Raw genomic sequence first — 23,842 nt, 5'->3', positions numbered from 1 at the left:
TTTCAGGAGTCATTGCAATGGGCAAGATCATCGGCATCGACCTGGGCACGACCAATTCGTGCGTGGCGATCATGGACGGCGGCAAGGCCCGCGTCATCGAGAATTCCGAGGGTGACCGCACCACGCCTTCGATCGTCGCCTACACCAAGGACGGCGAAGTGCTGGTGGGCGCCTCGGCCAAGCGCCAGGCCGTCACCAACCCCAAGAACACCTTCTACGCGGTCAAGCGCCTGATCGGCCGCAAGTTCACCGACGCCGAAGTGCAGAAGGACATCGGCCTGGTGCCGTACAGCATCGTCCAGCACGACAACGGCGACGCCTGGGTGGCCACCGCCGACGGGCGCAAGCTGGCCTCGCAGGAAATCTCCGCGCAGGTGCTGGAGAAGATGAAGAAGACCGCCGAGGCGTTCCTGGGCGAGACCGTCACCGAGGCGGTCATCACCGTGCCGGCGTACTTCAACGACAGCCAGCGCCAGGCGACCAAGGACGCCGGCCGCATCGCCGGCCTGGACGTCAAGCGCATCATCAACGAGCCCACCGCTGCGGCGCTGGCCTACGGCCTGGACAAGGGCCAGGGCGGCGACCGCAAGATCGCCGTGTACGACCTGGGCGGCGGCACCTTCGACGTATCGATCATCGAGATCGCCAACGTCGACGGCGAGAAGCAGTTCGAAGTGCTGGCCACCAACGGCGACACCTTCCTGGGCGGCGAAGACTTCGACAAGCGCGTCATCGACTACCTCGTCGAAGAGTTCAACAAGGACCAGGGCATCGACCTGCGCAAGGATCCGCTGGCGCTGCAGCGCCTGAAGGACGCCGCCGAGCGCGCCAAGATCGAGTTGTCGTCCTCGCAGCAGACCGAAGTCAACCTGCCGTACGTCACCGCCGACGCGTCGGGCCCGAAGCACCTCAACATCAAGCTGACCCGGGCCAAGCTCGAGGCGCTGGTGGAGGACCTGGTCAAGCGCACCATCGATCCGTGCCGCACCGCGCTGAACGACGCCGGCCTGCGCGCCAGCGACATCACCGAGGTGATCCTGGTCGGTGGCCAGACCCGCATGCCGAAGGTGCAGCAGGCGGTGGCCGAGTTCTTCGGCAAGGAGCCGCGCAAGGACGTCAACCCCGACGAGGCCGTGGCGCTGGGCGCCGCGATCCAGGGCGGCGTGCTGGCCGGCGACGTGAAGGACGTGCTGCTGCTCGACGTGACCCCGCTGAGCCTGGGCATCGAGACCCTGGGCGGCGTGTTCACCAAGATCATCGAGAAGAACACCACCATCCCGACCAAGGCCTCGCAGGTGTTCTCCACCGCCGAGGACAACCAGTCGGCGGTGACCGTGCACGTGCTGCAGGGCGAGCGCGAGCAGGCCCGCTACAACAAGTCGCTGGCCAAGTTCGACCTGTCCGGCATCGAGCCGGCGCCGCGCGGCCTGCCGCAGGTGGAGGTGTCCTTCGACATCGACGCCAACGGCATCCTGCACGTGTCGGCCAAGGACAAGAAGACCAACAAGGAACAGAAGGTCGAGATCAAGGCCGGCTCCGGTCTGTCGGACGACGAGATCCAGCGGATGGTCGCCGACGCGGAAGCCAACCGCGAGGAAGACAAGAAGTTCCACGAGCTGGTGCAGGCGCGCAACCAGGCCGACGGCCTGATCCACGCCACCCGCAGCGCGATCACCGAGCACGGCAGCAAGGTCGGCGGCGACGTGATCGGCAAGGTCGAGTCGGCGCTGGCGGACCTGGAAACCGCGATGAAGGGCGACGACAAGGGTCAGATCGAGGCCAAGACCAAGGCGCTGGAAGAGGCCGGTCAGTCGCTGTACGCGGCCGCGGCGGCGGGCGAGCAGCAGTCGGGCGGCAACGCCGGCGGCGCGCATGCGTCCTCGGCCCACGCCGACGACGTGGTCGACGCTGAGTTCACCGAGGTCAAGGACGACAAGAAGGCGTGATCCAGCCTTAAGGAATCGGTTTTCGAAGGAGCGGTGCTCAGGCTCCGCTCCTTCGCCGTTTTAAGGTTCCCGGTTTCATCGCCGCTATGACCGATCGCTACAGGATGCCCGTTTTGAACCATTCTCCATTCCCCATCGCCGATTCCCAGCCATGAGCAAACGCGACTATTACGAAGTGCTGGGTGTGGCCCGCACCGCCAGCGACGACGAGCTGAAGAAGGCCTATCGCCGTTGCGCGATGAAGTACCACCCGGACCGCAATCCCGGCGACCAAGCCGCCGAGGCCGCGTTCAAGGAATGCAAGGAAGCCTATGAGGTGCTGTCCGACGGCAACCGCCGGCGCATGTACGACGCGCATGGCCACGCCGCGTTCGAGCACGGCATGGGCGGGATGGGCGGCGGCCCTGGCGGCCCGGACATGGGCGATATCTTCGGCGACATCTTCGGCAACATCTTCGGTGGCGCCGGCGGTGGCGGGCGTGCGCCGCGGCGTGGCGCCGACATCGGCTACGTGCTGGAGCTGGACCTGGAAGAAGCGGTGGCCGGCATCGAGCGCCGCATCGAGATTCCGACCCTGAGCGAATGCGAGCACTGCCACGGCAGCGGCTCGGAGGACGGCAAGGTCGAGACCTGCGGCACCTGCCACGGACGCGGTCAGGTGCGCATCCAGCGTGGCATCTTCGCCATGCAGCAGACCTGCCCGCAGTGCGCCGGCCGCGGCCAGATCGTGCAGAACCCGTGCGGCGTGTGCCATGGCGCCGGGCGCGTGGAAGAGACCAAGGTGCTGTCGGTGAAGATTCCCGCCGGCGTCGACAACGGCGACCGCATCCGCCTGTCGGGCGAGGGCGAGGCCGGTCCGGCCGGCACTCCGCCGGGCGATCTGTACGTGGAAGTGCGCGTGCGCGAGCACCCGATCTTCCAGCGCGACGGCGACGACCTGCACTGCGAGGTGCCGATCCGCATCTCGCAGGCGGCGCTGGGCGACACCGTGCGCGTGGCCACCCTCGGCGGCGAGGCGGAGATCCGCATTCCGGCCGAGACCCAGACCGGCAAGCTGTTCCGCTTGCGCGGCAAGGGCGTGCGCTCGGTGCGCAGCCGCAGCGAAGGCGACCTGTACTGCCGCGTGGTGGTGGAGACGCCGATCAATCTCACTGCCGACCAGCGCAAACTGCTGGAACAGTTCGAATCCACCTTCACCGGCGAGGACGCGCGCAAGCATTCGCCCAAGTCGGCGACCTTCATCGACGGGGTGAAGGGGTTCTGGGACCGGATGACGTCGTGAGGCCGGGATGATCAGCCATTCGGCTGCTGAAAAGCCGGGGAGTCGGGATTCGGGATGACAGCCTGCGGCTGTTGAAAAGCCGGGATTTGGGATTCGGGATTTCCCGAGCGTGTCTGGCTACCGCAATGCTGTTTGTGGGAGGGGCTTTAGCCCCGACGCTTTACCGCCAACGCGTCGGGGCTGAAGCCCCTCCCACATTGGAATGTTTCGCGCGCTGAGCGCAGCGGAGAACTGGGAGTTTCGATGCTGGCTGTGCGTGGGCGTCTCCCCGCACCATGCCCCCGTTGCAGGAGCGGCTTCAGCCGCGACGCTTTCTCGTCGGAGCGTAGCAGCTGAGGCCGTTGTTGCTTAAAACCATGTAACACGCCTGTGCGCGCGCATCCCGAGCGCACTGGCGCCGGCGCTACACTACGGCGATGAACGCTTCCGCCGACAGCTCCGCTGCAAGTCATCTCATCCATGGCCGCCGCCAGCGCCCCGACGGGCCGGTGCCGGTCGACGTCATTTCCGTGCAGTCGCAACTGGTCTACGGCCATGCCGGCAATAGCGCGGCGGTGCCGCCGTTGCGTGCGCTGGGCCTGCGCGTGGCCGAGATCCCGACCACCCTGCTGAGCAATGCGCCGTTCTATGCGACCTTGCGCGGCAAGGTGCTGCCGTCGGACTGGTTCGCCGATCTGCTGCTCGGCGCCAGCGAACGCGGCCTGCCGCAACGCGCGCGCATGCTGGTGTCCGGCTACTTCGGCAGCGTCGGCAATGGCGCCGCCTTCGCCGACTGGCTCGACGCCACGCTGCCGCAGTGCCCGACGCTGCGCTACTGCCTGGATCCGGTGATCGGCGATACGCACACCGGCCCCTACGTGGAGCCGGGCCTGGAGGCGATCTTCGCCGAGCGCCTGTTGCCGCACGCATGGCTGGTGACGCCGAATGCGTTCGAACTCGGCCGCCTGACCGGCATGCCGGCACTGGCGCAGGACGAGGCGATCGCCGCGGCACGCGTGTTGCTGGCGCGCGGGCCGGAATGGGTGCTTGCGCATGGCGTCGGCGGCGATGCCGGGCAATTGGTCACGCTGGCGGTGAGCCGCGAGGCGGTCTACCGCTGGTGCTCGCCATTGCTGCCGGTGGATGTCGCCGGCACCGGCGATGTGTTGATGGCGCTGCTGGTGGCGTTCCTGTTGCGCGGCGACAGCTTCGAGGCGGCGATCGGCCGCGCCATCGCCGGCGTGCATGCGGCGCTGGAGGCGACCCTGGCCGCGGACGTGGAAGAACTGGACGTGCTGGCCGCGGCGCCGGCTGCGTTGGCCACGCCGCTGCGCTTCGTCGCCGAGCGCCTGGCGTGAGCCTGCACCCGGTCGTCGGCATCGTCGGCAGTGCCGGCGCCTATGGCCGCTGGCTGAGCCGCTTCTTCCGCGAGCGCATGCAGTTGCAGGTGATCGGCCACGATCCGGCCGACCCGCAGTCGCTGGCGCCGGAGGCGCTGCTGCAGCAGGCGCAGGTGCTGATCTTCTCCGCGCCGATCCGGCACACGCCGGCGTTGATCGGTGAGTACGTGCAGCGCGCCGGCGGTCGCGAGCGCGACCAGCTCTGGCTGGACGTCACCTCGGTCAAGGCTGCGCCGGTGGCGGCGATGCTGGCCTCGCAGGCGGAAGTGGCCGGCCTGCATCCGATGACCGCGCCGCCCAAGTCGCCCACGCTCAAGGGCCGCGTGCTGGTGGTGTGCGAGGCGCGGGTGGCGCAGTGGCAGGCCTGGCTGCAGCAGCTGTACGCGGCGCTGGAAGGCGAGTGCGTGCGCACCACGCCCGAGCACCACGACCGGGTGATGGCGCTGGTGCAGGCGATGGTCCACGCCACGCATCTGGCCCAGGCCGGCGTGCTGCGCGAGCATGCGCCGGCGCTGGGGCCGTTGCAGGCGCTGCTGCCGTACCGCTCCGCCTCGTTCGAACTGGATACCGCGATCATCGCGCGCATCCTGGCCCTGAATCCGGCCATCTACGAAGACATCCAGTTCGGCAATCCGCATGTCGGCGATGTGCTGGACGGGCTGATCGCGCAGCTGTCGCGGCTGCGCGACCAGGTCGGCCGCGGCGATGATGCGGCGCGCGCGCAGTTTCGTGCCGAGTTTCTCGACGCCAACCGGCAGGCGCTGGGCGAGGCGGCGATCGCGCAGGGCAACTACAGCTACGAACGGGTGGGGTACTTGCTCGCCGATCTGACCGAGCAGGCCACGCTCAGCGTGTACTTGCCAGAAGACCGCGCCGGCTCGCTGCGCGCGCTGTTGCACGTGTTCGAGCGCCATGGGGTGAATCTCGCTTCGATCCATTCCTCGCGCACGCAGGCGGGCGAATTGCATTTCCGGCTCGGCTTCGATCCGGCCAGCGATGCGGGGGCGGTGCGTGGCGCGGCGGCGGAGATCGATGCCAGTGGGATCGGGCGGGTGCTGGCGGGGTGAATTGCATCGAACGCCGTCGCGGCTGAAGCCGCTCCTGCAGGAACTTGCGGCGAGTGGGCTGGGGCATTGTGGGAGGGACTTCAGTCCCGACGCGGTGCGCCATCGGAACGCGCACCGCTTCGCTCCTCGCGGCTTCAGCTGCGCTCCAGAACACATGGACGCACGACGCCCACCTCCAGATTCATCCACAGCGCATGTGGATGGCCACTGCGCAAACATGTGGATAACCCGCGGCGCGCCTTGCGGGGCAAGCCTGTCAAGCCGTGTGGCGAAAAATTCACCAGCTTGCCGCCAGCACCCCGAACGCCAGTGGCGACGACGGGGCATGGCGGCACAGCGTGGTGACGACGCTAGACCGCGGTCAGGGTCAACTCGCCGCCGGTGGTGACGAACTGCTGGCCGCGGCGGATCAGCTTGCGGCCGTCGGCCAGTTCGTAGCGCAGTCCGCTGTCGGCGTGCGGGTCGTGCTGCGCCTGCTGCTGGCGCGGCGCATCGTCCTGGAACTCGGTGATCAGATAGGCCTCGCCGTCGGGACCGAGGGCGGGCAATTGGCGAAAGGACATCGGAAGCCTCCTGTCGAACGCTGCATCGAATGCGGGACGCCGGAGCGGCGGCCGCGGGCGCGCGGCCGCAGCGCAGACGCGGCCCGACCGTAGTCCCGCCGCCGTTAGCGCGGCGTGCTCAGTCGATGAACTGCAGGCGAGCGAGTTCGGCGTACAGCCCGTCCTGCGCCAGCAGCTCGGCGTGGGTGCCCTGGGCGACGATGCGGCCATGATCCATCACCACGATGCGGTCGGCCTTCAGCACGGTGGCCAGGCGGTGCGCGATCACCAGGGTGGTGCGTCCGGCCATCAGCCGCTCCAGCGCGTGCTGCACGGCGTGTTCGCTCTGCGCGTCCAGGGCGCTGGTGGCCTCGTCCAGCAACAGGATCGGCGCGTCCTTGAGCAGGGCGCGGGCGATGGCGATGCGCTGCTGCTGGCCGCCGGACAGGCGCGCACCGCGTTCGCCCAGTTCGCTGGCATAGCCCTCCGGCAGTTGCCGCAGGAACGCGTCGGCTTCGGCCGCGCGCGCGGCGGCCTCGACCTCGGCCTCGCTGGCCTCGAGCCGGCCGTAGCGGATGTTGTCGGCGGCGCTGGCGGCGAACAGGGTGGGGTGCTGCGGCACCAGGCCGATGGCCTCGCGCAGCTTCGATGGGTCCAGCGTGCGCAGGTCCAGGCCGTCCACCTGCACGCTGCCCGATTGCGGGTCGTGGAAGCGCATCAGCAGCGCCAGCACCGTGCTCTTGCCGGCGCCGGAGGGGCCGACCAGGGCCACGCTCTCGCCGGGCCGCACGTGCAGATCGAAGCCGTCCAGCGCCGGGTGATCGGGGCGCTGCGGGTAGCGGAAGCTGACGTTGTCGAAACGCACTTCGCCGCGCAGCGGCTGCGGCAGCGCGCGGGGCTGCGCCGGCGCGACGATGTCGGGGCGTTCCTGGAACAGTTCGGCGATGCGGCCCATGCCGCCGGCCGCGCGCTGCAGGTCGTTCCAGACCTCGGCCAGCGAGGCCACCGAGCCGCCACCGAACATCGCGTACAGCAAAAACTGGCCGAGCGCGCCCGCACTGAGTTCGTGGGCGGCGACCTCGTGCGCGCCCAACCACAGCACCAGCACGATAGCGCCGAAGATCAACACGATGGCCGCGGCGGTGATCAGCGCCTGCGCGCGGACCCGGCGCCGCGCCACCGCCACGGTCTGCGCCAGCGCCTCGCCGAAGCGGCCGCGTTCGTAGCCTTCGCGCGCGTACGCCTGCACCGTGCGCACAGCGCCCAGGGTCTCGGCGGCCAGGGTGTTGGCGTCGGCGACGCGGTCCTGGCTGGCGCGCGAGATCTTCTGCAGGCGCCGCGCGCCGAGCACGATCGGCAGCACCGCCACGGGGATGCCGAGCAGGGTGTAGGCGGCCAGATGCGGGCTGGTCACGCACAGCATCACCACGCTGCCGACCGCGGTGACCGTGCTGCGCAGCGCCACCGACATGGTGCTGCCGATGACCCCGCGCAGCAGTTCGCTGTCGGCCGACAGGCGCGAGACCAGTTCGCCGCTGCGGTTGCGGTCGTGGAAACCGGCATGCAGCCCGATCAGATGCGTGTACAGGCGTTCGCGCAGGTCGGCGACCACCTTTTCGCCGAGCAGCGACACGAAGTAGAAGCGCGTGGCGGTGGCCACCGCCAGCACCACCGAGACCGCGAACAACAGGGCGAACGACTCGTTGATGAGGCCGACGTCCTCGAAGCCATGATCGATCATCTGCCGGACCGCGACCGGCAGGCTCAGCGTGGCGCTGGAGGAGATCGCCAGCGCCACCAGCCAGGCGATCAGCAGGCCGCGCCGGCGACGCACGAACGGCCACAGGGTGCGCAGGCTGCCGAGTCTGCGCAGCGACTTGGCCTGGTCGGCCGACGGGGTGTTCATGCGGGGACGGGTTCCGAACAGCGGACCCGATTGCGAGTGGCGTCGCGCAGGCGGGTTTTCAAGGCGTCGACGCGATCGCGGGGCAGGCGCAGGCGCAGTTCGGCGCCGCCGGCGTCGAAGCGTTCATCGAGTTTTTCCGCGGCGCAGGCGCTCAGCGCGGCATGCACCGCGCCCAGGTCGTCGAAGCCGCAGTGCAGGGTGAGCAGGCTCAAGGCCAGCAACGGTTGCCGCGGCGCCAGGCGCAGGCATTCGGCCGCGCTGCCGCCATAGGCGCGGACCAGGCCACCGGCGCCGAGCTTGATGCCGCCGTACCAGCGCGTGACCACCACCACCACGCGGTCGAAGCCCTGGCCGTCGATCGCCGCCAGGATCGGCCGGCCGGCGGTGCCGGCGGGCTCGCCGTCGTCGCTGGAACGGTATTCGTCGCCGTGGCGGTAGGCCCAGCAATTGTGGGTGGCGTCGGCCACCATCACCTGCTGCACGAACGCCAGCGCTGCGCCGGCGTCGGCGATCGGCGCGGCGTGGGCAATGAAGCGGCTGTGCTTGATCTCCACGCTGTGGCTGACGGGGTGCGGGAGCGTATCGGGCATCGGCGGCATTGTAGACGAGGTGCGCTGCCGGCCTGCGGCGCAGGCGCCGGCAGCGCGCGGCTCAGTCCTGCAGCAGCGGGCGCAGGTCTGCAGGCACCGTGCGGTGCGGGTGGGTGCGCTGGAAGCGCAGCAGGCTGGCGCGGGCGACGTCCAGTTCGCCGCCGTCGCGGCGCTCGCGGATCCGTTGCAGCCAGCGCCGCGGGGGCAATTGTGCGTCGGCCTCCACGGCCACTTCCACTGCGGCCGCCAAGACGCCAGCGGAGGACCGTGGCTGCGCCGATGCGGCAGTGGGCGCGGCAGACGACGTCGAAGGTTGCAGCGACAGCGCCTCCGAGGACCCGGTCGCTGCCGCCTGCGCGCGCGGGGCGGCCGCCAGCTTGGCCTGGCGGGCGTCGTCGGTGGGCGCGCTGCGTGCCCAGGTGTCCTGCGTCGTTGCCGCGCGCGCCGGTGCGCGCAAGGCCATGGCGGCGGGGGCGGCTTGCTGTTCGGCGGCCGGTGCGGCAGCCGGCTCGCTGTTATCCGCTGCGATCGCCGGTGGCGGTGGTGCCGGGGCCGGCGGTGCAACTGGCGCCACCATCGCCGGTGAAGCGGGAGGGGCCAGGCTCTTCGCGGGCACCGGCTTGCGCGCCTGCGCCTCCGGTAGCGGCGCGGCAGGTGCTTCCGCTTCCCTGCGCGCCGAGGCCACAGGGGCGGGCGCTGTGGCCTTGGGGGCCGCCGGCGCGGTGGCATCCGGCGCCGGCTCCGCGGAGGGCGGTGCCGGCGATGCGGCTGGCGCAGAAGCGGAGTCGGTGGCGGGCGCTGCCGGAGCAGGCGCTGCCGACGGCATCGGCGCCGAGGGCACCGGCGGGCGTGCGCGCCAGGCGATGCCGGCCACCAGCACCAGCGAGGCGGCCAGGCCGAGCCAGGTCGGCCAGCGTGGCCGCGACGCCGGCGGGGCGGCACGCGATGCGGGCGCCGGGCCTGGCCCGGCCGGGTCGGCGGTCGCGATGGAGGCGGGTGCGGACGCTGGCATCGCCGCGGTGGCTTGCGCCCGTGCCCGTTCGGCGGCGCTGCTGGGATACTCCGGGACCTCGGCGGCCCCCGGTGCGACCGCCGCACGCGCGGCAGCCAGGATCGCCGCATCCAGCGCTGCGGGCGGCAATGCCTGCCGGCCCAGGCGCAGGCGTTCGGCGAGCGCGCGCTCTTCCGGGGTCAGCGGTTCGTCGGCGCTCATCCGCCCAACCTCGCGCGCAGTTTGTCCATCGCATAGCGCAGCCGCGACTTGACCGTCTCGCGGCCGACGCCGGTGATCTGCCCGATCTCGTCCAGGCTCAATTCCTGCTCCAGGCGCAGCAGCAGCACGTCGCGTTGCTCCTCGGGAAGCGCATCCAGCGCCAGTTGCAACTGGCGCCGTTGTTCGAAGGCCGACAACTGCCGCTCCGGGGTGTCGGGGTCCTGCACGCGCGCGGTGCGCAGGTCGGCGTCGGCCGGCGCCGGCGGGCGGTGCTTGGCCGCGCGCCAATGGTCGCCAAGCCGATTGTGGGCGATGCGCAGCAGCCAGGTGGTGAACGCTGCCTGCGGCTGCCAGTCCAGGCGTGCGGCGATCACCCGCTGCCACACGTCCTGGAACAGTTCTTCGGCCAGCGCCCGGTCGCGCAGCTGCCGCAGCAGGTATTGGTACAGGCGGCCGCGATGGCGCAGGTACAGAGTCTCGAACGCGCGCGCGTCGCCGGCGGCATAGGCCAGCATCAGGGCTTCGTCGCTCGCGTCGACCGGGGCGTCCACGGCGGCAAGCCTAAGCGTTCGCCGGTCCGCCGCATAGTCGGGAGGCGGGGGCCCGGGAGAGGGCGTCGATGGCGGACATTCGGACAACATGGGTAGACAAACGCGTATCGCGGCACTTCGGGGTCGATCGGGCGTCGATCGGTGCATGCAACGGGTATGCTGGGGGTGAAAGGGCGAGCGTGGAGCGGTTCCGGGGGGCCCTGCAGGAGAATCGTTGTCGATGCTGTTCAATTCGTCCGCCACCGCCCGCGAAGACGCTTCCGGCGGCCATGCGCCCGCCCGCACGGCGCAGGCCTTGTGCGGGTTGCTGCCGCCCGGCAGCGCCGTGGTGGTCGGCTGCGGCGACGGCGTGGTCGGGCGCCTCCACGGCGCCAGCGCGGAGGCGCCGGAGTGGCTGCAGGCGCTGGTCGCGCAGACGCTGGCCGCCACCGAGTTGCCACCGTCGACGACACCGACGGTGCTGCACGTACATCGCACCGCCGAGGGGGCCTGCGTGGTCATCGGTGCGCAGGTGAGACAGCCGCTGGACGAAGCGTACCGCGCCGCCTGGTGCGAGGCCGCGGTCGCCTTCGGCCTCAACCTGCTCGACACCGAGCGCACGCGCGCGCGCATCGAGGGCCTGGAGAAATCCAAGCAGCTGCAGCAGGCGCTGTACGAGATCGCCGATCTGGCCGGCGCCGATCTGGAAATGAGCCAGATGCTGCAGCGCGTGCATGCGGTGCTGGAATCGCTGATGTACGCGGAGAACTGCTACATCGTCGAATACGACGAAGATCAGCAGAGCATGCGCTTTCTGTACTTCTCCGACCGCCACGACGACTTCGTCGCCGATCCGGAGCAGACCTACTTCCTGCGCGACATGCCGCACAGCCTCACCGTGGGACTGCTGCGCCACGGCCGCGCGGTGCGTGGGCCCTCGGAGCAGGTGCGCGAACGCCTGCAGGTGGGCTACAACGCCGAACACGGCCCGGAGAGCCGCGACTGGCTGGGCGTACCGATGCTGCGCGAGGGCCGGGTGTGCGGCGCGATCGTGGTGCAGAACTACGACTACGCGCTGCGCTACACCGACGCCGACCGCGCGCTGCTGGCCTACGTGGCGCAACACGTGCAGACCGCGATGGACCGGCGCCATGCGCAGGTGCAACTGGAGCGGCGGGTGCACCTGCGGACCCAGGAACTGCAGCGCGCCAACCGCGACCTGCAGGACGAGATCCAGGAGCGCAAGCGCGCCGAGACGCTGCAACTGGCGCTGTTCCGCATCGCCGAGCTGGCGATCCGCTCGGAGAGCCTGCAGCAGTTCTACACCGAGGTGCACGCCATCGTCGGCGGGCTGATCGACGCGCGCAACCTGTACATCGCGCTGCTGTCCGACGACGACACGATGCTGGAGTTCGTCTACTCGGTGGACGAGTTCACCCCCTACCGGCCGCAACGGCGCCGCGGCCGCGGACTGACCGAGTACGTGATGCGGGTGCGGCGTCCGCAACTGCTCGAACTTCCCGACATCGACGCCTTGCTGGCGCAGGGCGAGGTACAGGAATACGGCCAGCGCCCCTACAGCTGGCTGGGCGTGCCGCTGTTCGACGAAGGCGAGGTGATCGGCGCGATCGTGGTGCAGAGCTACATCGCCAAGGTGCGGTTCACCGAGCACGACCAGCGCCTGCTGACCTTCGTCGCGCACAACGTCGGCAGCGGGCTGGCGCGGCAACGCGCGCAGGAACGGCTGCGGCTGGCGCACGCGGAGCTGGAGCAGCGCGTGGACGAGCGCACCCGCGAACTGGCCGAGGTCAACGAGCAATTGCTGGCGCAGATCGCCGAACGCTGGCGTGCCGAGCAGCGCCTGACCCACCAGGCGCTGCACGATGCGCTGACCGGATTGCCGAACCGATCGCATCTGCTGGACCGGCTCAGCGAGGCGATCTCCCGTGCCCGCGGCGGCGGCAGGACCTTCGCCGTGCTGTTCCTGGATCTGGACCGGTTCAAGCTGGTCAACGACAGCATCGGCCACGCCGCCGGCGACGAGATGCTGGTGCAGGTCGCCAAGCGCATCGTCTCCACGATCCGCGGCCAGGACGTGGTGGCGCGCCTGGGCGGCGACGAATTCGCGGTGCTGACGCCGTGCGAGCACGGCCTGGACGGCGCGCGCGAGCTGGCGCGGCGCCTGCTGCACGTGCTCGGCCAGCCGATGTGGGTGGCGGGCCGCGAATTGTTCCCGTCCGGCAGCCTGGGCATCGCCGCCTGGCATCCGCGCTACCACAACGGCGAGGAGATGCTGCGCGACGCCGACGCGGCCATGTACCGGGCCAAGGCGCAGACGCAGGACCGCTGCGTGGTGTTCGACGAGGCCATGCGCGAGGCGGCGCTGCGCAGCCTCGATCTGGAGGCGGACCTGCGTCGGGCGATCAACAACCGCGACTTCGAGCCGTTCTACCAGCCGATCGTGCGCCTGCGCGACGGCGAGGTGATCGGCCACGAAGCGCTGCTGCGCTGGCGCCACGAAAGCCGCGGGCTGCTGGTGCCGAGCCAGTTCATCGACCTGGGCGAGGAGAGCGGCCTGATCGAGCAGGTGGACTGGCTGCTGTACGCGCAGGTGATCCGGCGCCTGGCGCAGAGCGAGGGCGGCTACGTCTCGGTCAACGTTTCGCCGCGGCATTTCCGCTCGCCGGATTTCACCGAGCGGCTGTTCGGGCTGATCGACACCGCCGGCGCCGATCCGCGTCGCCTGCGCGTGGAGATCACCGAGGTGGCGCTGCTCGACGACGCACCGCGCACCCTGACCATCCTGCAGGCGCTGCGCGAGCGCGGCGTGCTGGCGCAACTGGACGACTTCGGTACCGGCTTCTCGGCGCTTTCCTATCTGCACCGCTTCCCGATCTCGGTGCTGAAGATCGACCAGAGCTTCGTCGCCGGCCTGCAGGACGAGGGCAGCACCGGCAGCCACGCGCTGGTGCGCGGCATTCTCGCCCTGGCCAGCACCCTGGGCATCGAAACGGTGGGCGAAGGCATCGAGACCGAACAGCAACTGGCGACCCTGCGCGAACTGGGTTGCGACTACGGGCAGGGCTATCTGCTCGGGCGCCCGGCCGCCGCGCCGCAGCTGCTTTGAGGCGATCGGGTGCGGAGCGCGGCGCCATGCGCCCGTTGGTCGCAGCGCAACGCGTTGCGGCGCTTTTCATCAATCCGCGCCATGCAAGCAGTGATGCGCCGGAATTTGTAACGCGTCGCCACGCGCGAGGCGCTAACCGCCGATCGGATGCTCTCAACGCAGTGCGTTTCGACGCTTCTCGTCGATCCGCGCCGCAGTGGCGGTGAGGCGCCGGAGTCGGTAGCGCGTCGCCACGCGCATTGACCCCGCCGCCCGTCAGACGCTCCTAGCGCAGCGCGTTGCGTCGTTTTTCATCAATCCGCGCCATGGAAGCAGTGAGGCGCCGGAATCTGTAACGCGTCGCCACGCGCCAGATGCTTACCGCCGATCAGAGATGCTCTCAGCGCAGCGCGTTACGGCGCTTCTCGTCAATCCACTTAGAAGCCTGCGCCGGCGTGTAGTCCCGCATCCAGCCCAGCATCGTGTCGATGTCGCTGCCGTACCACAGGTCGGCGCGCTGGTCCGGGTGCAGGAAGCGCTCCTCGACCATGCGATCGATCATGCCGATCAGCGGCGCGTAGAACCCTTCCACGTCGAGGAAGGCGCAGGGCTTGTTGCCGATGCCGAGCTGGCGCCAGGTCAGCATCTCGAAGATTTCTTCCATGGTGCCGAAGCCGCCGGGCAGAGCGACGAAGGCATCGGACAGGTCGAACATGCGCGACTTGCGCTCGTGCATCGAGCCGACGATCTCCAGCTCGGTGAGGCCGCGGTGCGCCACTTCCCAGTCCGCCAGTTGCTTGGGGATCACGCCGGTGACCTCGCCGCCGGCGGCGAGCACCGCATTGGCCACGGTGCCCATCAGGCCGACATTGCCGCCGCCATAGACCAGGCGCAGCCCCTGTTCGGCGATGCGTGTGCCCAGCGCGGTGGCACGTTCGACATAGGCGGGCTTGTTGCCGGCGTTGGAGCCGCAGTAGACGCAGATGCTTTTCATCGGGAATGGGAGTCGGGAATGGGGAATAGGGAAAATCAAAAGCCGAAACGCATAACGCCGGACTCGGGCCCGGCGTTATGCAGTGGGAATGCAGTGCCGGGAATGCGCTTGCCATTCCCGATTCTCCATTCCCGTTTCCCGGCTTCAATTGGCCTTATGAATCGCCCGCTTGCTCACCGCCATGGCCGCGTCGTGGATCGCTTCGGACAGGGTGGGGTGGGCGTGGCAGATGCGCGCCAGGTCGTCGGCCGAGCCGTTGAACTCCATGGTCAGCACGCCTTCGTGGACCAGTTCGGAGACGCCGACGCCGACCAGGTGCATGCCCAGGACGCGGTCGGTCTCGGCGTGGGCGATGACCTTGACGAAGCCCGCGGGCTCGCCCATCGCCACCGCACGGCCGATCGCGGCGAACGGGAAGCTGCCGGCCTTGTACGGCACGCCTTCGGCCTTGAGCTGCTGCTCGGTCTTGCCGACCCAGGCGATTTCCGGCTCGGTGTAGATGACCCACGGAATGGTGTCGAAGTTGACGTGGCCGGGCAGGCCGGCGATCAGTTCGGCGACCGCGATGCCTTCCTCGAAACCCTTGTGCGCGAGCATCGGCCCGCGCACGCAGTCGCCGATCGCCCACACGCCGTCCACGCCGGTGTGGCAGTGCGCATCGACCTCGATCTGGCCGCGCTCGTTGACCTTGACGCCGGTACCGTCGGCCAGCAGGCCCTTGGTGGCGGCGCGGCGGCCGACGGCCACCAGCAGCTTGTCCACGTTGAGGGTCTTCTCGCCTTCGCTGTCGCTATAGGTGACGACCACTTCCTGCTTCTTGCCCTTGCCGGTGACTTCGGTCTTGGAGACCTTGGCGCCGAGCTTGATGTCCAGGCCCTGCTTCTTGAATTCCTTCAAGGCGGTCTTGGCCACTTCGGCATCGGCCAGGGCCAGGAAGTCCGGCAGCGCTTCGAGGATGGTGACCTCGGCGCCCAGGCGCTTCCACACGCTGCCCAGTTCCAGGCCGATCACGCCGGCGCCGATCACCGCCAGGCGCTTGGGCACCTCGGTGAAGTCCAGCGCGCCGACGTTGTCGACGATGGTCTCGCCGTCGAACTTGGCGAACGGCAGTTCGATCGAATCCGAGCCGGCGGCCAGGATCACGTTGGTGCCCTTCAGCTCGACTTCGCTGCCGTCGTGCTGCTTGACCTTGACCACGTTGCCCGGCTGAAGCTCACCGAAGCCGTAGTACGGGGTGATCTTGTTCGCCTTGAACAGCATCGCGATGCCGCCGGTGAACTGCTTGACGATCTTGTCCTTGCGCCCGACCATCGCCGCGACGTCGATCTTGGCATCCTTGAAGCTGATGCCGTGCTCGCCGAACAGGTGGCCCATGTTCCAGAACTGGCGCGAGGAATCCAGCAGCGCCTTGGACGGGATGCAGCCCACGCGCAGGCAGGTGCCGCCGAGCGCCGGCTTGCCGTCCTTGCCCAGCGCCGCGTCGATGCATGCGGTCTTCAGGCCCAACTGGGCGGCGCGGATGGCCGCGTGATAGCCGGCGGGACCGGCACCGATGACGACGACGTCGTATTGTTCGCTCATTTCATTCGCTCACACGGGAATGGGGAATAGGGAATGGGGAATCGCAAAAGCGCAGGCGCCTGCCGCCTCCCATCCAGGTCCAGGCGGGAACAGGGCAGGGAAATGGGCGCTTGTCCCATTCCCCACTCTCCATTCCCGATTCCCGGCTCTTACAGACCGAACAGCATCCGGCCCGGGTTTTCCAGCTGGTTCTTGATGTCGACCAGGAACTGCACCGAGTCCTTGCCGTCGATGATGCGGTGATCGTAGGACAGCGCCAGGTACATCATCGGCGCGATCACGACCTGGCCGTTCTCGGCGATCGGACGCTCCTTGATCGCGTGCATGCCCAGGATCGCGCTCTGCGGCGGGTTGATGATCGGGGTCGACAGCAGCGAGCCGAAGGTGCCGCCGTTGGTCACGGTGAAGGTGCCGCCCTGCAGTTCTTCCAGGCTCAGCTTGCCGTCGCGCGCCTTCTTGGCGTAGTCGGCGATGCCCTGTTCGATGTCGGCGAAGGACTGCCGCTCGACGTTGCGCAGCACCGGCGTGACCAGGCCCTTGTCGGTGGACACGGCGATGGAGATGTCGCTGTAGCCGTGATAGATGATGTCGTCGCCGTCGATCGAGGCATTGACCAGGGGGAAGCGCTGCAGCGCGTTGGCCGCGGCCTTGACGAAGAAGCTCATGAAGCCGAGCTTGATGCCGTGGGCCTTCTGGAACTCGTCCTGCAGTTCCTTGCGCGCCGCCGAGACCTTGGCCAGGTTGACCTCGTTGAAGGTGGTCAGCATCGCGGTCGAGTTCTTCGACTGCATCAGGCGCTCGGCGATGCGCTTGCGCACGCGGGTCATCGGCACGCGCTCTTCCGGACGCGCACCGCTGGCCTTGCCGGCGCCGCCATTCTTGGCGTAGTTGAGGATGTCTTCCTTGGTCACCGCGCCGCGGCGGCCGGTGCCTTCGACCTGCGACGGATCCACGCCTTCGGTGATGGCGCTGAAGCGCGCGCCCGGCGGCAGGCTGGACACATCACCGGCGGCCTTCGGCGCGTCGGCCTTGGCGGCCTTCGGCGCTTCCGCGGCGGCGGCCTTGGGCGCTTCGGCCTTCGGCGCCTCGGCGACCTTGGCCTCGGTCGGTGCCGCAGCGGCGGTCGCGCCTTCCTCGATGATCGCCAGGATCTGCGAGCTGGTCACGGTGGCGCCGGTCTCGAACTTGATCTCCTTCAGCACGCCATCGACGGGCGAGGGCACTTCCAGCACGACCTTGTCGGTCTCCAGGTCCACCAGGTTCTCGTCGCGCTTGACCGCGTCACCGGCCTTCTTGTGCCAGCTGGCGATGGTGGCATCGGATACGGATTCGGGCAGTACCGGAACTTTGACTTCGGTGGCCATTGCAGGGGGCGTCCTAGTGGTGTCTTTTTTGAAATGTGAAAGGGGGTTTATTCAGCGACTTGGTCGTTGAACGGATTCAACAGCGCATCGGCGACCAGCTTCAGCTGCTCTTCCACGTGCTCGGCGAAATGGCCGGCGGCGGGAGACGGCGAGCGGGCGCGGCCGGCGTAGTGCAGGCTCTGTCCGTCGGCCAGGCAGGCCTGCAGGTGGTGCTTGATCTGGTACCAGGCGCCCTGGTTCTGCGGCTCTTCCTGGCACCAGACCAGGTCGGTGGCGTTGCCGTAGCGCTTCAGCTCGGCCGACAGCAGCTCGCGCGGGAACGGATACAGCTGTTCCACGCGCAGGATGGCGACGTCGTCCTGGCCGCGCTTGGTCTGATCCTCGAGCAGGTCGTAGTAGACCTTGCCGGAGCAGGCGACCACGCGCTTGACCTTCTTCGGGTCGGCCTTGGCGTCTGGGATCAGGTGCTGGAACTCGCCGTCGGCCAGTTCTTCCATGGTCGACACCGCCAGCTTGTGGCGCAGCAGCGACTTGGGCGTCATCACCACCAGCGGCTTGCGCGTGGACATGCGCATCTGCCGGCGGATCATGTGGAAGGCCTGGGCCGGGGTGGTGGGCACGCAGACCAGCATGTTCTCCAGCGCGCATAGCTGCAGGAAGCGCTCCAGGCGCGCGGAGCTGTGCTCCGGGCCCTGGCCTTCGTAGCCGTGCGGCAGGAACAGCGACAGGCCCGAGATGCGGCCCCACTTCGCTTCGCCGGCGGCGATGAACTGGTCGATCACCACCTGCGCGCCGTTGGCGAAGTCGCCGAACTGCGCTTCCCAGATGCACAGCGCGTTGGGATCGGTGGTGGAGTAGCCGTACTCGAAGCCCATCACCGCCTCCTCGCTGAGCAGCGAGTCGATCACGGTGGCGTCTTCCGGGTTCTCCACCAACTGCCGCAGCGGCAGGTAGTAGCTGTCGGTCTTCTGGTCGTGCAGGATCGCGTGACGGTGGAAGAACGTGCCGCGGCCCGCGTCCTGGCCGACCAGGCGCAGCTTGTGGCCTTCGCCCAGCAAGGTGGCGTAGGCCAGGTTCTCGGCGAAGCCCCAGTCGCCCGGCAGTTCGCCGGCGGCCATCTTCACCCGGTCCTCGTAGATCTTGGCCACGCGCGGGTGCAGCTCGACGCCGCCCGGGATGGTGGTGATGATCTTGGCCAGTTGGTCCAGGGTCTTGCGCTTGACCGTGGTGTCGACCTTGTCCGACAGCTTGCCCGACAGGTACTTGGACCAGTCGATGGCGAATTCGTCGGGCTTGCGGGTCGCCAGCTCGGTGGTGTATTCGCCCGAGTCGAGCTTGTTGCGGTAGCCGTCGACCAGCGCCTGCGCCTCGCCGGCCTGCAGCACGCCTTCGCTTTCCAGCTGGGCGGCGTACAGTTCGCGGGTGGTCTTGTGCTTGCGGATGGTCTGGTACATCACCGGCTGGGTGGCCGCCGGCTCGTCGGCCTCGTTGTGGCCCCAGCGGCGGTAGCAGACCAGGTCGATGACCACGTCCTTGTTGAACTGCTGGCGGAAGTCGTAGGCCAGGTTGGCCACGAACGCCACCGCGTCCGGATCGTCGCCGTTCACATGGAACACCGGCGCGCCGATCATCTTGGCCACGTCGGTGCAGTACAGCGTGGAACGGGCGTCGTCGCGGGCGCTGGTGGTGAAGCCGATCTGGTTGTTGACCACGATGTGCACGGTGCCGCCGACCGCGAAGCCGCGCGCCTGCGACATCTGGAACAGCTCCATGACCACGCCCTGGCCGGCGAACGCGGCGTCGCCGTGGATGATCACCGGCAGCACCGACTTGCGCGCGGCGTCGCCGTAGCGCTCCTGGCGCGACCGCACGCTGCCGACCACGACCGGGTCGACGATTTCCAGGTGCGAGGGGTTGAACGCCAGCGCCAGGTGCACCGACTTGCCGTCGGCCACCGCCACGTCGGCGGAGAAGCCCATGTGGTACTTCACGTCGCCGGTGTGGGCGCGGTCGTCGTGGGCGTGCTCGAACTTGCCTTCGAACTCGTCGAACAGCTTGCGCGGGTTCTTGCCCAGGGTGTTGACCAGCACGTTGAGGCGGCCGCGGTGGGCCATGCCGACCACGATGTCCTTGACCGTGTCGCTGCCGGCGCGCTGCACCAGCACGTCCATCATCGGGATCAGCGAGTCGCCGCCTTCCAGCGAGAAGCGCTTCTGGCCGACGTACTTGGTGTGCAGGTAGCGCTCCAGGCCCTCGGCGGCGGTGATCCGCTCCAGGGTGCGGCGGCGGCTGGCGGTGTCGCCGGCGATGTTGCCGCCCGCGTTCTCCAGGCGCTGGTAGATCCACTGGCGCTGTTCGAACTCAGAGATGTGCATGAACTCGCTGCCGATCGACCCGGTGTAGGTCGCCTTCAGCCGCGCCAGCAGGTCGCGCAGTTTCATCCGCGGCTGGCCGCCGAGGCCGCCGGTGCTGAACTCGCTGCCCAGATCGCTTTCCGACAGGCTGTGGAACGGCAGGCCCAGGTCCGGCGGGTTCACCGGCGGGGTCAGGCCCAGCGGATCCAGGCGCGCGCCGAGGTGGCCGCGCGAACGGTAGGCGGTGATCAGGCGGCCGACATGGCGCTCGCGCTCGTCGCCGCTCGGGCCGGTGCCGCTGTTGGCGGCCTGGCGCGCGGCGCTGGCGATGTGGGCGATGACCGCCGAGTGGGGGACGTCACCGGCATCGCGGCCCTGGAAGCCGTCGAAGTAGGTTTTCCACTTGGGATCGATGCTGTCGGGAGAGACCAGATACTGTTCGTACAGGTCTTCGATATAGGCGGCATTGCCGCCGGCGAGTTGCGATGACTGCGCAAACTGCTTGAGTAGATTGTCCACGATGGTGGGGTGCGGTCGCTTTGTTTGGGGTGGCTTGCGGCAGGAACCGGCGGACGCGAGGGCCGCGCGGGCGTAATCAAGCGCAAAAATTATACCCCCATGAACCAGCCGGGGTGTGCATTCGGCGTGGTCAAGGCCGATCCCGGTTCATCCGTGGCAGTTGCGGCGGCGCGGCCGCGGCTTCCTCACCAGCCCAGTGCGCGCAGTTCGCTGCAGGGCCGGGCGCGCTCCCAGACCCGGTCGAAGGTGGCGCGCAACTGGCGTGCGCGGCCACCACCGAGCAGGTCGGTCTCGCCGTCGTAACGGTGACCGAGTCCACGGAAGTAGTAGCCGCCGCCGTCGTTGACCAGGTAGGCGGTGGCGTCGCTGCGGTCCACCGGATCGCTGACTTCGCGGAACTGGAATACGCTGGGCAGGCGCTGTGCCAGCGCTAGCAAGGGGGCGCCGACGCGCTGCGGCGCGGCCGCGTCGTGCAGCAAAACACGCACCTGCTTGGCATGCGCGGCGACCGCGAAGCGCCGCACCTGTTCCACCACGCGGGCATCGTCGAGCAGGCCGGGATCCAGCATGCGGCTGTGGATCAGCACCTGGCGGCGGGCCTGCGCCAGTACCGCGATGCTGGCGGCGATCGCCATCGCCGCGTCCTCCACCGCCACGGCGCCGTCGAAGCGGCGGCGCAGCGGCACGGCCTCCGCGGTGGCGGCCACGCCGCCCGGGGGCGGCAGGAAGCCGTGGCGGGCGCAGAACGCCAGTGCCGCGGCCGGCACCTGCAGTTCCAACTGCGGCCAGTGCCGGCGCTGCGCTGTCTCGATCAGGCCGCGCAGCAGCGCGCCGCCGACGCCGCGCCCGCGCCAGTCCGGCAGCACCGCCAGCGCGGCGATCCGCCGGTCCGCGCCGAGCCGGGCCGCGCCCACTGCCTGGCCGTCGTCGCTGCGCGCGACCAGATGGTCGCCCAGCGCGTCCAGCGCGGCGGCGGCGTCGGCCAGGTCCACGGCGGTGCCGGCCGCGGCACGCAGCGCGCGCAGTTCGGCGCCGTCGCGGACGGGGTCGAGCGCAGCGATGCGGAAACCGGGGCCGGGCATGGTCGGATCAGGCCGCGTCGGCGTCCTCGTCGGTGGCGTCCTCGGCCTCCAGCGGCTGGTAGAAGCCGCCTTCGATCAGCTCCAGCAGGGTCTGCCTGCCGGCTGCCGACAGCGCCGCGTAGTCGGTGCCGTCGATGTGTTCGGCCGCGGCCAGGCGCTTGGCGTCCTTGACCGGCAGCGCGAACTCCTGGCCGCTGCAGAACAGCATGGCGCCGCGGCTGGCACGCCGCCACGCCGGCCGCGCCCACGGGTGCCGCTGCAGGACCAGGCCCTGTTCCAGCGCGGCGGCGATCTCTTCCGCCGGCGGCAGGCCGGCCGGCGGCAGGATGTCGCCGGCGGCACGGTAGGTGGTGATGAAGCGGCCGAACCAGGCGCCCAGCTTGTCCGGGTCGTTCATGCGCAGGGCGTTCAGCGCCTCGACCACGCGGCCCATCGCCGCCGCGTCGATCTCGTACGGATCGGCCGGCGCCTGCAGGTCTTCGTCGTGGTAGCGCAATGCCTCGTCGGCGCCTTCGATCAGGGTGTCCAGATAGTCGACGATCAGCTCGGCCGAGGACGGTGCGCGCATGCCCACCGAGAAGGTCAGGCAGGCGTCCTCGGCGACGCCGTGGTGCGGCACCAGCGGCGGCAGGTAAAGCATGTCGCCCGGCCCCAGCACCCAGTCGTGGGTCGGGTCGAACTGGCGCAGCAGCTTCAGCTCCACGTCGTCGCGGAAGTCGGTCGGCGGCGCCGGGCGGCCCAGCGCGACGCTGGCGTCGATCTGCCAGCGGCGATGGCCGTGGGCCTGCAGCAGGAACACGTCGTAGTGGTCCACGTGCGCGCCGACCGAGCCGCCGCGCGCGGCGAAGCTGACCATCACGTCGTCCACCCGCCAGCGCGGCAGGAAGCGGAACTGCTCGAGCAGGGCGCGGATGTCCGGGTCCCACTTGTCCACGTCCTGCACCAGCAGGGTCCAGTCGTGGTCGGGCATGCCGGGGAACTCGTGCTCCTGGAACGGGCCGCTGCGCACGCGCCAGCGGTCGTTGGCGCGATCGTGCTCGACCAGCCGCGACAGCGCCGCCTCTTCGCAGGCCAGGCCGGCCAGGTCGCCGGGCTCGATCGGCGAGACGAAGTTGGGGAAGGCGTTGCGGATCAGCAGCGGGCGCTTGTGCCAGTAATCGCGCAGGAAGGTCGCGGCGGGCATGCCCAGCGGTTGCCCGGGGCGGGCGTGGAGTTCGAAGGCGAGAGCGGCGGTCTTGCGGGCAGCCATGTGCGGTGGGTCCTTGCGACGCGGAAGGTAAAGGGCGGGCGCGCGGCGGCGCCGGCCGGACCCGGCCATTGTCCGCCGGTTTGGCGCGTGGGGCCATCGCGCTGGCCTTCGTGTGCGCCGCTGTGCGCGGATGGACGGCCGCGCGGAGGCCCTGGCGGTGTGTCGTGACCGCGCAACGTGGGTGACCCCGTGCGCGCAGGCCAGGGGCGGCGCCAGGCGCATCCGGGTTGGGCGATGACGGCGACGCCGCGGGGTAGGTCAGGGCAGTGGGGGCGCAGCGCCGCTCGCGCTACTGGACGAGGATGCGGTTGTCGCGGCCGCTGTCGTCGACCTGTGCCGTGCCGCTGCGCTGGACGATGGCATTGCCGTTGCCCTGCAGGGCGATGGTGTCGATCTCGCTGGCCTGCAACTGGTTCTGGTCGCCGGACACGTCCAGTGTCGCGATGCGCGCCATCTGCAGCCGGCCATGGCGGCCGAACAAGGCGACCTGCCCGGCATCGCCGCGCATCGCGATCTGGGCGTTGTCGCCGAGCACGCGCAGGGTGTCGGCCCGCTCGATCTGCAGGTTGCCGTTGCGGCCGAACAGACTGACGGTGGCGCAGTGCCCGTGCAGCACCAGGGTGGCGTCGCGGCCAACGATGTTCAGGTCGCGACCGTCGCAATCGATGTCGCCGCTGGCCGAGGCGGCCATGCGGATCGGCGCCTCGGCGTCGCGCTCGTCGCCATCGGCGACGTCGCCGGCCGACGGCGCCGCCGCGATCGGCGGCGCGGCCGGCATGACCACGGTGCGCGGGGCGGCAGTGTGTGCGCCATCGCCGGCAGGCGGGCGTGGCGCCTGCGCGCAGCCGGCCAGGACCAGCAGCGGCAACACAAACAACGGGGTGGGTCTCATCGCGGGGCTCTGCTGTGAGCCACCAGCATGCCCCCTGCCGATTAACCCAGGATGGACGGGACTAGGGCGTGCCATCAATCCCCGAGCATGCCGCGCCGTGGCCCTTCGGGTTGGGCCTGGCAGGCGCGCTGCCGGCGCCGCGCGGCTTGACCTGACGGCCCACGCCGGCAGCGCGCCTGCCAGACCCAACGCGGCATACTCGGGAATCGGTGACACGCCCCGAGCGGCGCCATCCGCGCCGTCCAG

17 protein-coding genes are annotated in these 23,842 nt (G+C 69.6%); 5 read left to right on the top strand and 12 right to left on the bottom strand.

Features of this window, described 5'->3' with window-relative positions; translation table 11 throughout:
* The first annotated feature begins 17 nt into the window (after positions 1–17).
* The 4 genes from dnaK to CEK66_RS02080 all read left to right on the top strand — a co-directional run bounded on the left by dnaK (position 18) and on the right by CEK66_RS02080 (position 5,674).
* The gene (dnaK, locus tag CEK66_RS02095) at positions 18–1,946 is read left to right on the top strand and encodes a molecular chaperone DnaK (protein ID WP_017917724.1); all 1,929 of its coding nucleotides are present in this window, start codon (positions 18–20) and stop codon (positions 1,944–1,946) included.
* Positions 1,947–2,097: 151 nt separating this feature from the next.
* Positions 2,098–3,228 carry a molecular chaperone DnaJ gene (gene dnaJ, locus CEK66_RS02090; protein ID WP_017908540.1) on the top strand — a complete coding sequence of 377 codons (1,131 nt, stop codon included), beginning with the start codon at positions 2,098–2,100 and terminating at the stop codon, positions 3,226–3,228.
* Between the two features lie 416 nt (positions 3,229–3,644).
* The gene (gene pdxY / locus CEK66_RS02085) at positions 3,645–4,565 is read left to right on the top strand and encodes a pyridoxal kinase (protein WP_152235799.1); all 921 of its coding nucleotides are present in this window, start codon (positions 3,645–3,647) and stop codon (positions 4,563–4,565) included.
* A complete protein-coding gene (locus CEK66_RS02080; protein ID WP_017908538.1) occupies positions 4,562–5,674 on the top strand; it encodes a prephenate dehydrogenase in 1,113 nt (370 codons plus the stop codon). Before pdxY ends, CEK66_RS02080 begins: the two co-directional genes overlap by 4 nt.
* A gap of 350 nt (positions 5,675–6,024) precedes the next feature.
* Here the strand turns inward: CEK66_RS02080 and CEK66_RS02075 are convergent, their stop codons facing one another.
* The 5 genes from CEK66_RS02075 to CEK66_RS02055 form a co-directional block, all read right to left on the bottom strand.
* Positions 6,025–6,237: a hypothetical protein gene (locus CEK66_RS02075; protein WP_010344257.1), complete on the bottom strand. Its 213-nt coding sequence runs from the start codon at positions 6,235–6,237 to the stop codon at positions 6,025–6,027.
* A 118-nt stretch (positions 6,238–6,355) separates the two neighbouring features.
* Positions 6,356–8,122 (bottom strand): ABC transporter transmembrane domain-containing protein, encoded by a 1,767-nt coding sequence (locus tag CEK66_RS02070; RefSeq protein WP_152235798.1) that lies wholly within the window; start codon positions 8,120–8,122, stop codon positions 6,356–6,358.
* Entirely contained in the window at positions 8,119–8,712 is a 594-nt protein-coding gene (locus CEK66_RS02065; protein ID WP_152235797.1) for a YigZ family protein, read from the bottom strand. The genes CEK66_RS02070 and CEK66_RS02065 overlap by 4 nt, the downstream gene beginning before the upstream one ends.
* A gap of 61 nt (positions 8,713–8,773) precedes the next feature.
* Positions 8,774–9,925 carry a hypothetical protein gene (locus tag CEK66_RS02060; RefSeq protein ID WP_152235796.1) on the bottom strand — a complete coding sequence of 384 codons (1,152 nt, stop codon included), beginning with the start codon at positions 9,923–9,925 and terminating at the stop codon, positions 8,774–8,776.
* A complete protein-coding gene (locus tag CEK66_RS02055; RefSeq protein ID WP_017915811.1) occupies positions 9,922–10,476 on the bottom strand; it encodes an RNA polymerase sigma factor in 555 nt (184 codons plus the stop codon). The genes CEK66_RS02060 and CEK66_RS02055 overlap by 4 nt, the downstream gene beginning before the upstream one ends.
* A 220-nt stretch (positions 10,477–10,696) precedes the next feature.
* Here CEK66_RS02055 and CEK66_RS02050 point away from each other — a divergent pair, with 220 nt between their 5' ends.
* A complete protein-coding gene (locus CEK66_RS02050; protein ID WP_152235795.1) occupies positions 10,697–13,582 on the top strand; it encodes an EAL domain-containing protein in 2,886 nt (961 codons plus the stop codon).
* Positions 13,583–13,961: 379 nt separating this feature from the next.
* On the opposite strand, the gene CEK66_RS02045 is transcribed toward CEK66_RS02050, so the two are convergent.
* The 7 genes from CEK66_RS02045 to CEK66_RS02015 all read right to left on the bottom strand — a co-directional run bounded on the left by CEK66_RS02045 (position 13,962) and on the right by CEK66_RS02015 (position 23,596).
* Positions 13,962–14,555: a TIGR00730 family Rossman fold protein gene (locus tag CEK66_RS02045; protein WP_152235794.1), complete on the bottom strand. Its 594-nt coding sequence runs from the start codon at positions 14,553–14,555 to the stop codon at positions 13,962–13,964.
* A 144-nt stretch (positions 14,556–14,699) separates the two neighbouring features.
* Positions 14,700–16,136 (bottom strand): dihydrolipoyl dehydrogenase, encoded by a 1,437-nt coding sequence (lpdA, locus tag CEK66_RS02040; RefSeq protein WP_017915813.1) that lies wholly within the window; start codon positions 16,134–16,136, stop codon positions 14,700–14,702.
* Positions 16,137–16,285: 149 nt separating this feature from the next.
* The gene (gene sucB / locus CEK66_RS02035) at positions 16,286–17,500 is read right to left on the bottom strand and encodes a dihydrolipoyllysine-residue succinyltransferase (RefSeq protein WP_152235793.1); all 1,215 of its coding nucleotides are present in this window, start codon (positions 17,498–17,500) and stop codon (positions 16,286–16,288) included.
* 47 nt (positions 17,501–17,547) lie between these two features.
* Positions 17,548–20,373: a 2-oxoglutarate dehydrogenase E1 component gene (locus CEK66_RS02030; RefSeq protein WP_152235792.1), complete on the bottom strand. Its 2,826-nt coding sequence runs from the start codon at positions 20,371–20,373 to the stop codon at positions 17,548–17,550.
* A gap of 185 nt (positions 20,374–20,558) precedes the next feature.
* Complete coding sequence (locus CEK66_RS02025; protein WP_152235791.1) at positions 20,559–21,455, bottom strand: GNAT family N-acetyltransferase; 897 nt, start codon at positions 21,453–21,455, stop codon at positions 20,559–20,561.
* A gap of 7 nt (positions 21,456–21,462) precedes the next feature.
* Complete coding sequence (locus CEK66_RS02020; protein WP_152235790.1) at positions 21,463–22,704, bottom strand: cupin domain-containing protein; 1,242 nt, start codon at positions 22,702–22,704, stop codon at positions 21,463–21,465.
* Between the two features lie 289 nt (positions 22,705–22,993).
* Positions 22,994–23,596 (bottom strand): DUF3060 domain-containing protein, encoded by a 603-nt coding sequence (locus CEK66_RS02015; RefSeq protein ID WP_152235789.1) that lies wholly within the window; start codon positions 23,594–23,596, stop codon positions 22,994–22,996.
* Positions 23,597–23,842 lie beyond the last annotated feature (246 nt).

The organism is Xanthomonas sp. LMG 12460 (assembly GCF_009192895.1).
Taxonomy (GTDB): Bacteria; Pseudomonadota; Gammaproteobacteria; order Xanthomonadales; family Xanthomonadaceae; genus Xanthomonas_A; species Xanthomonas_A sontii.
Note: the sequence above shows the minus strand (reverse complement) of the source record. Positions and strands in the feature narration are given on the sequence as shown.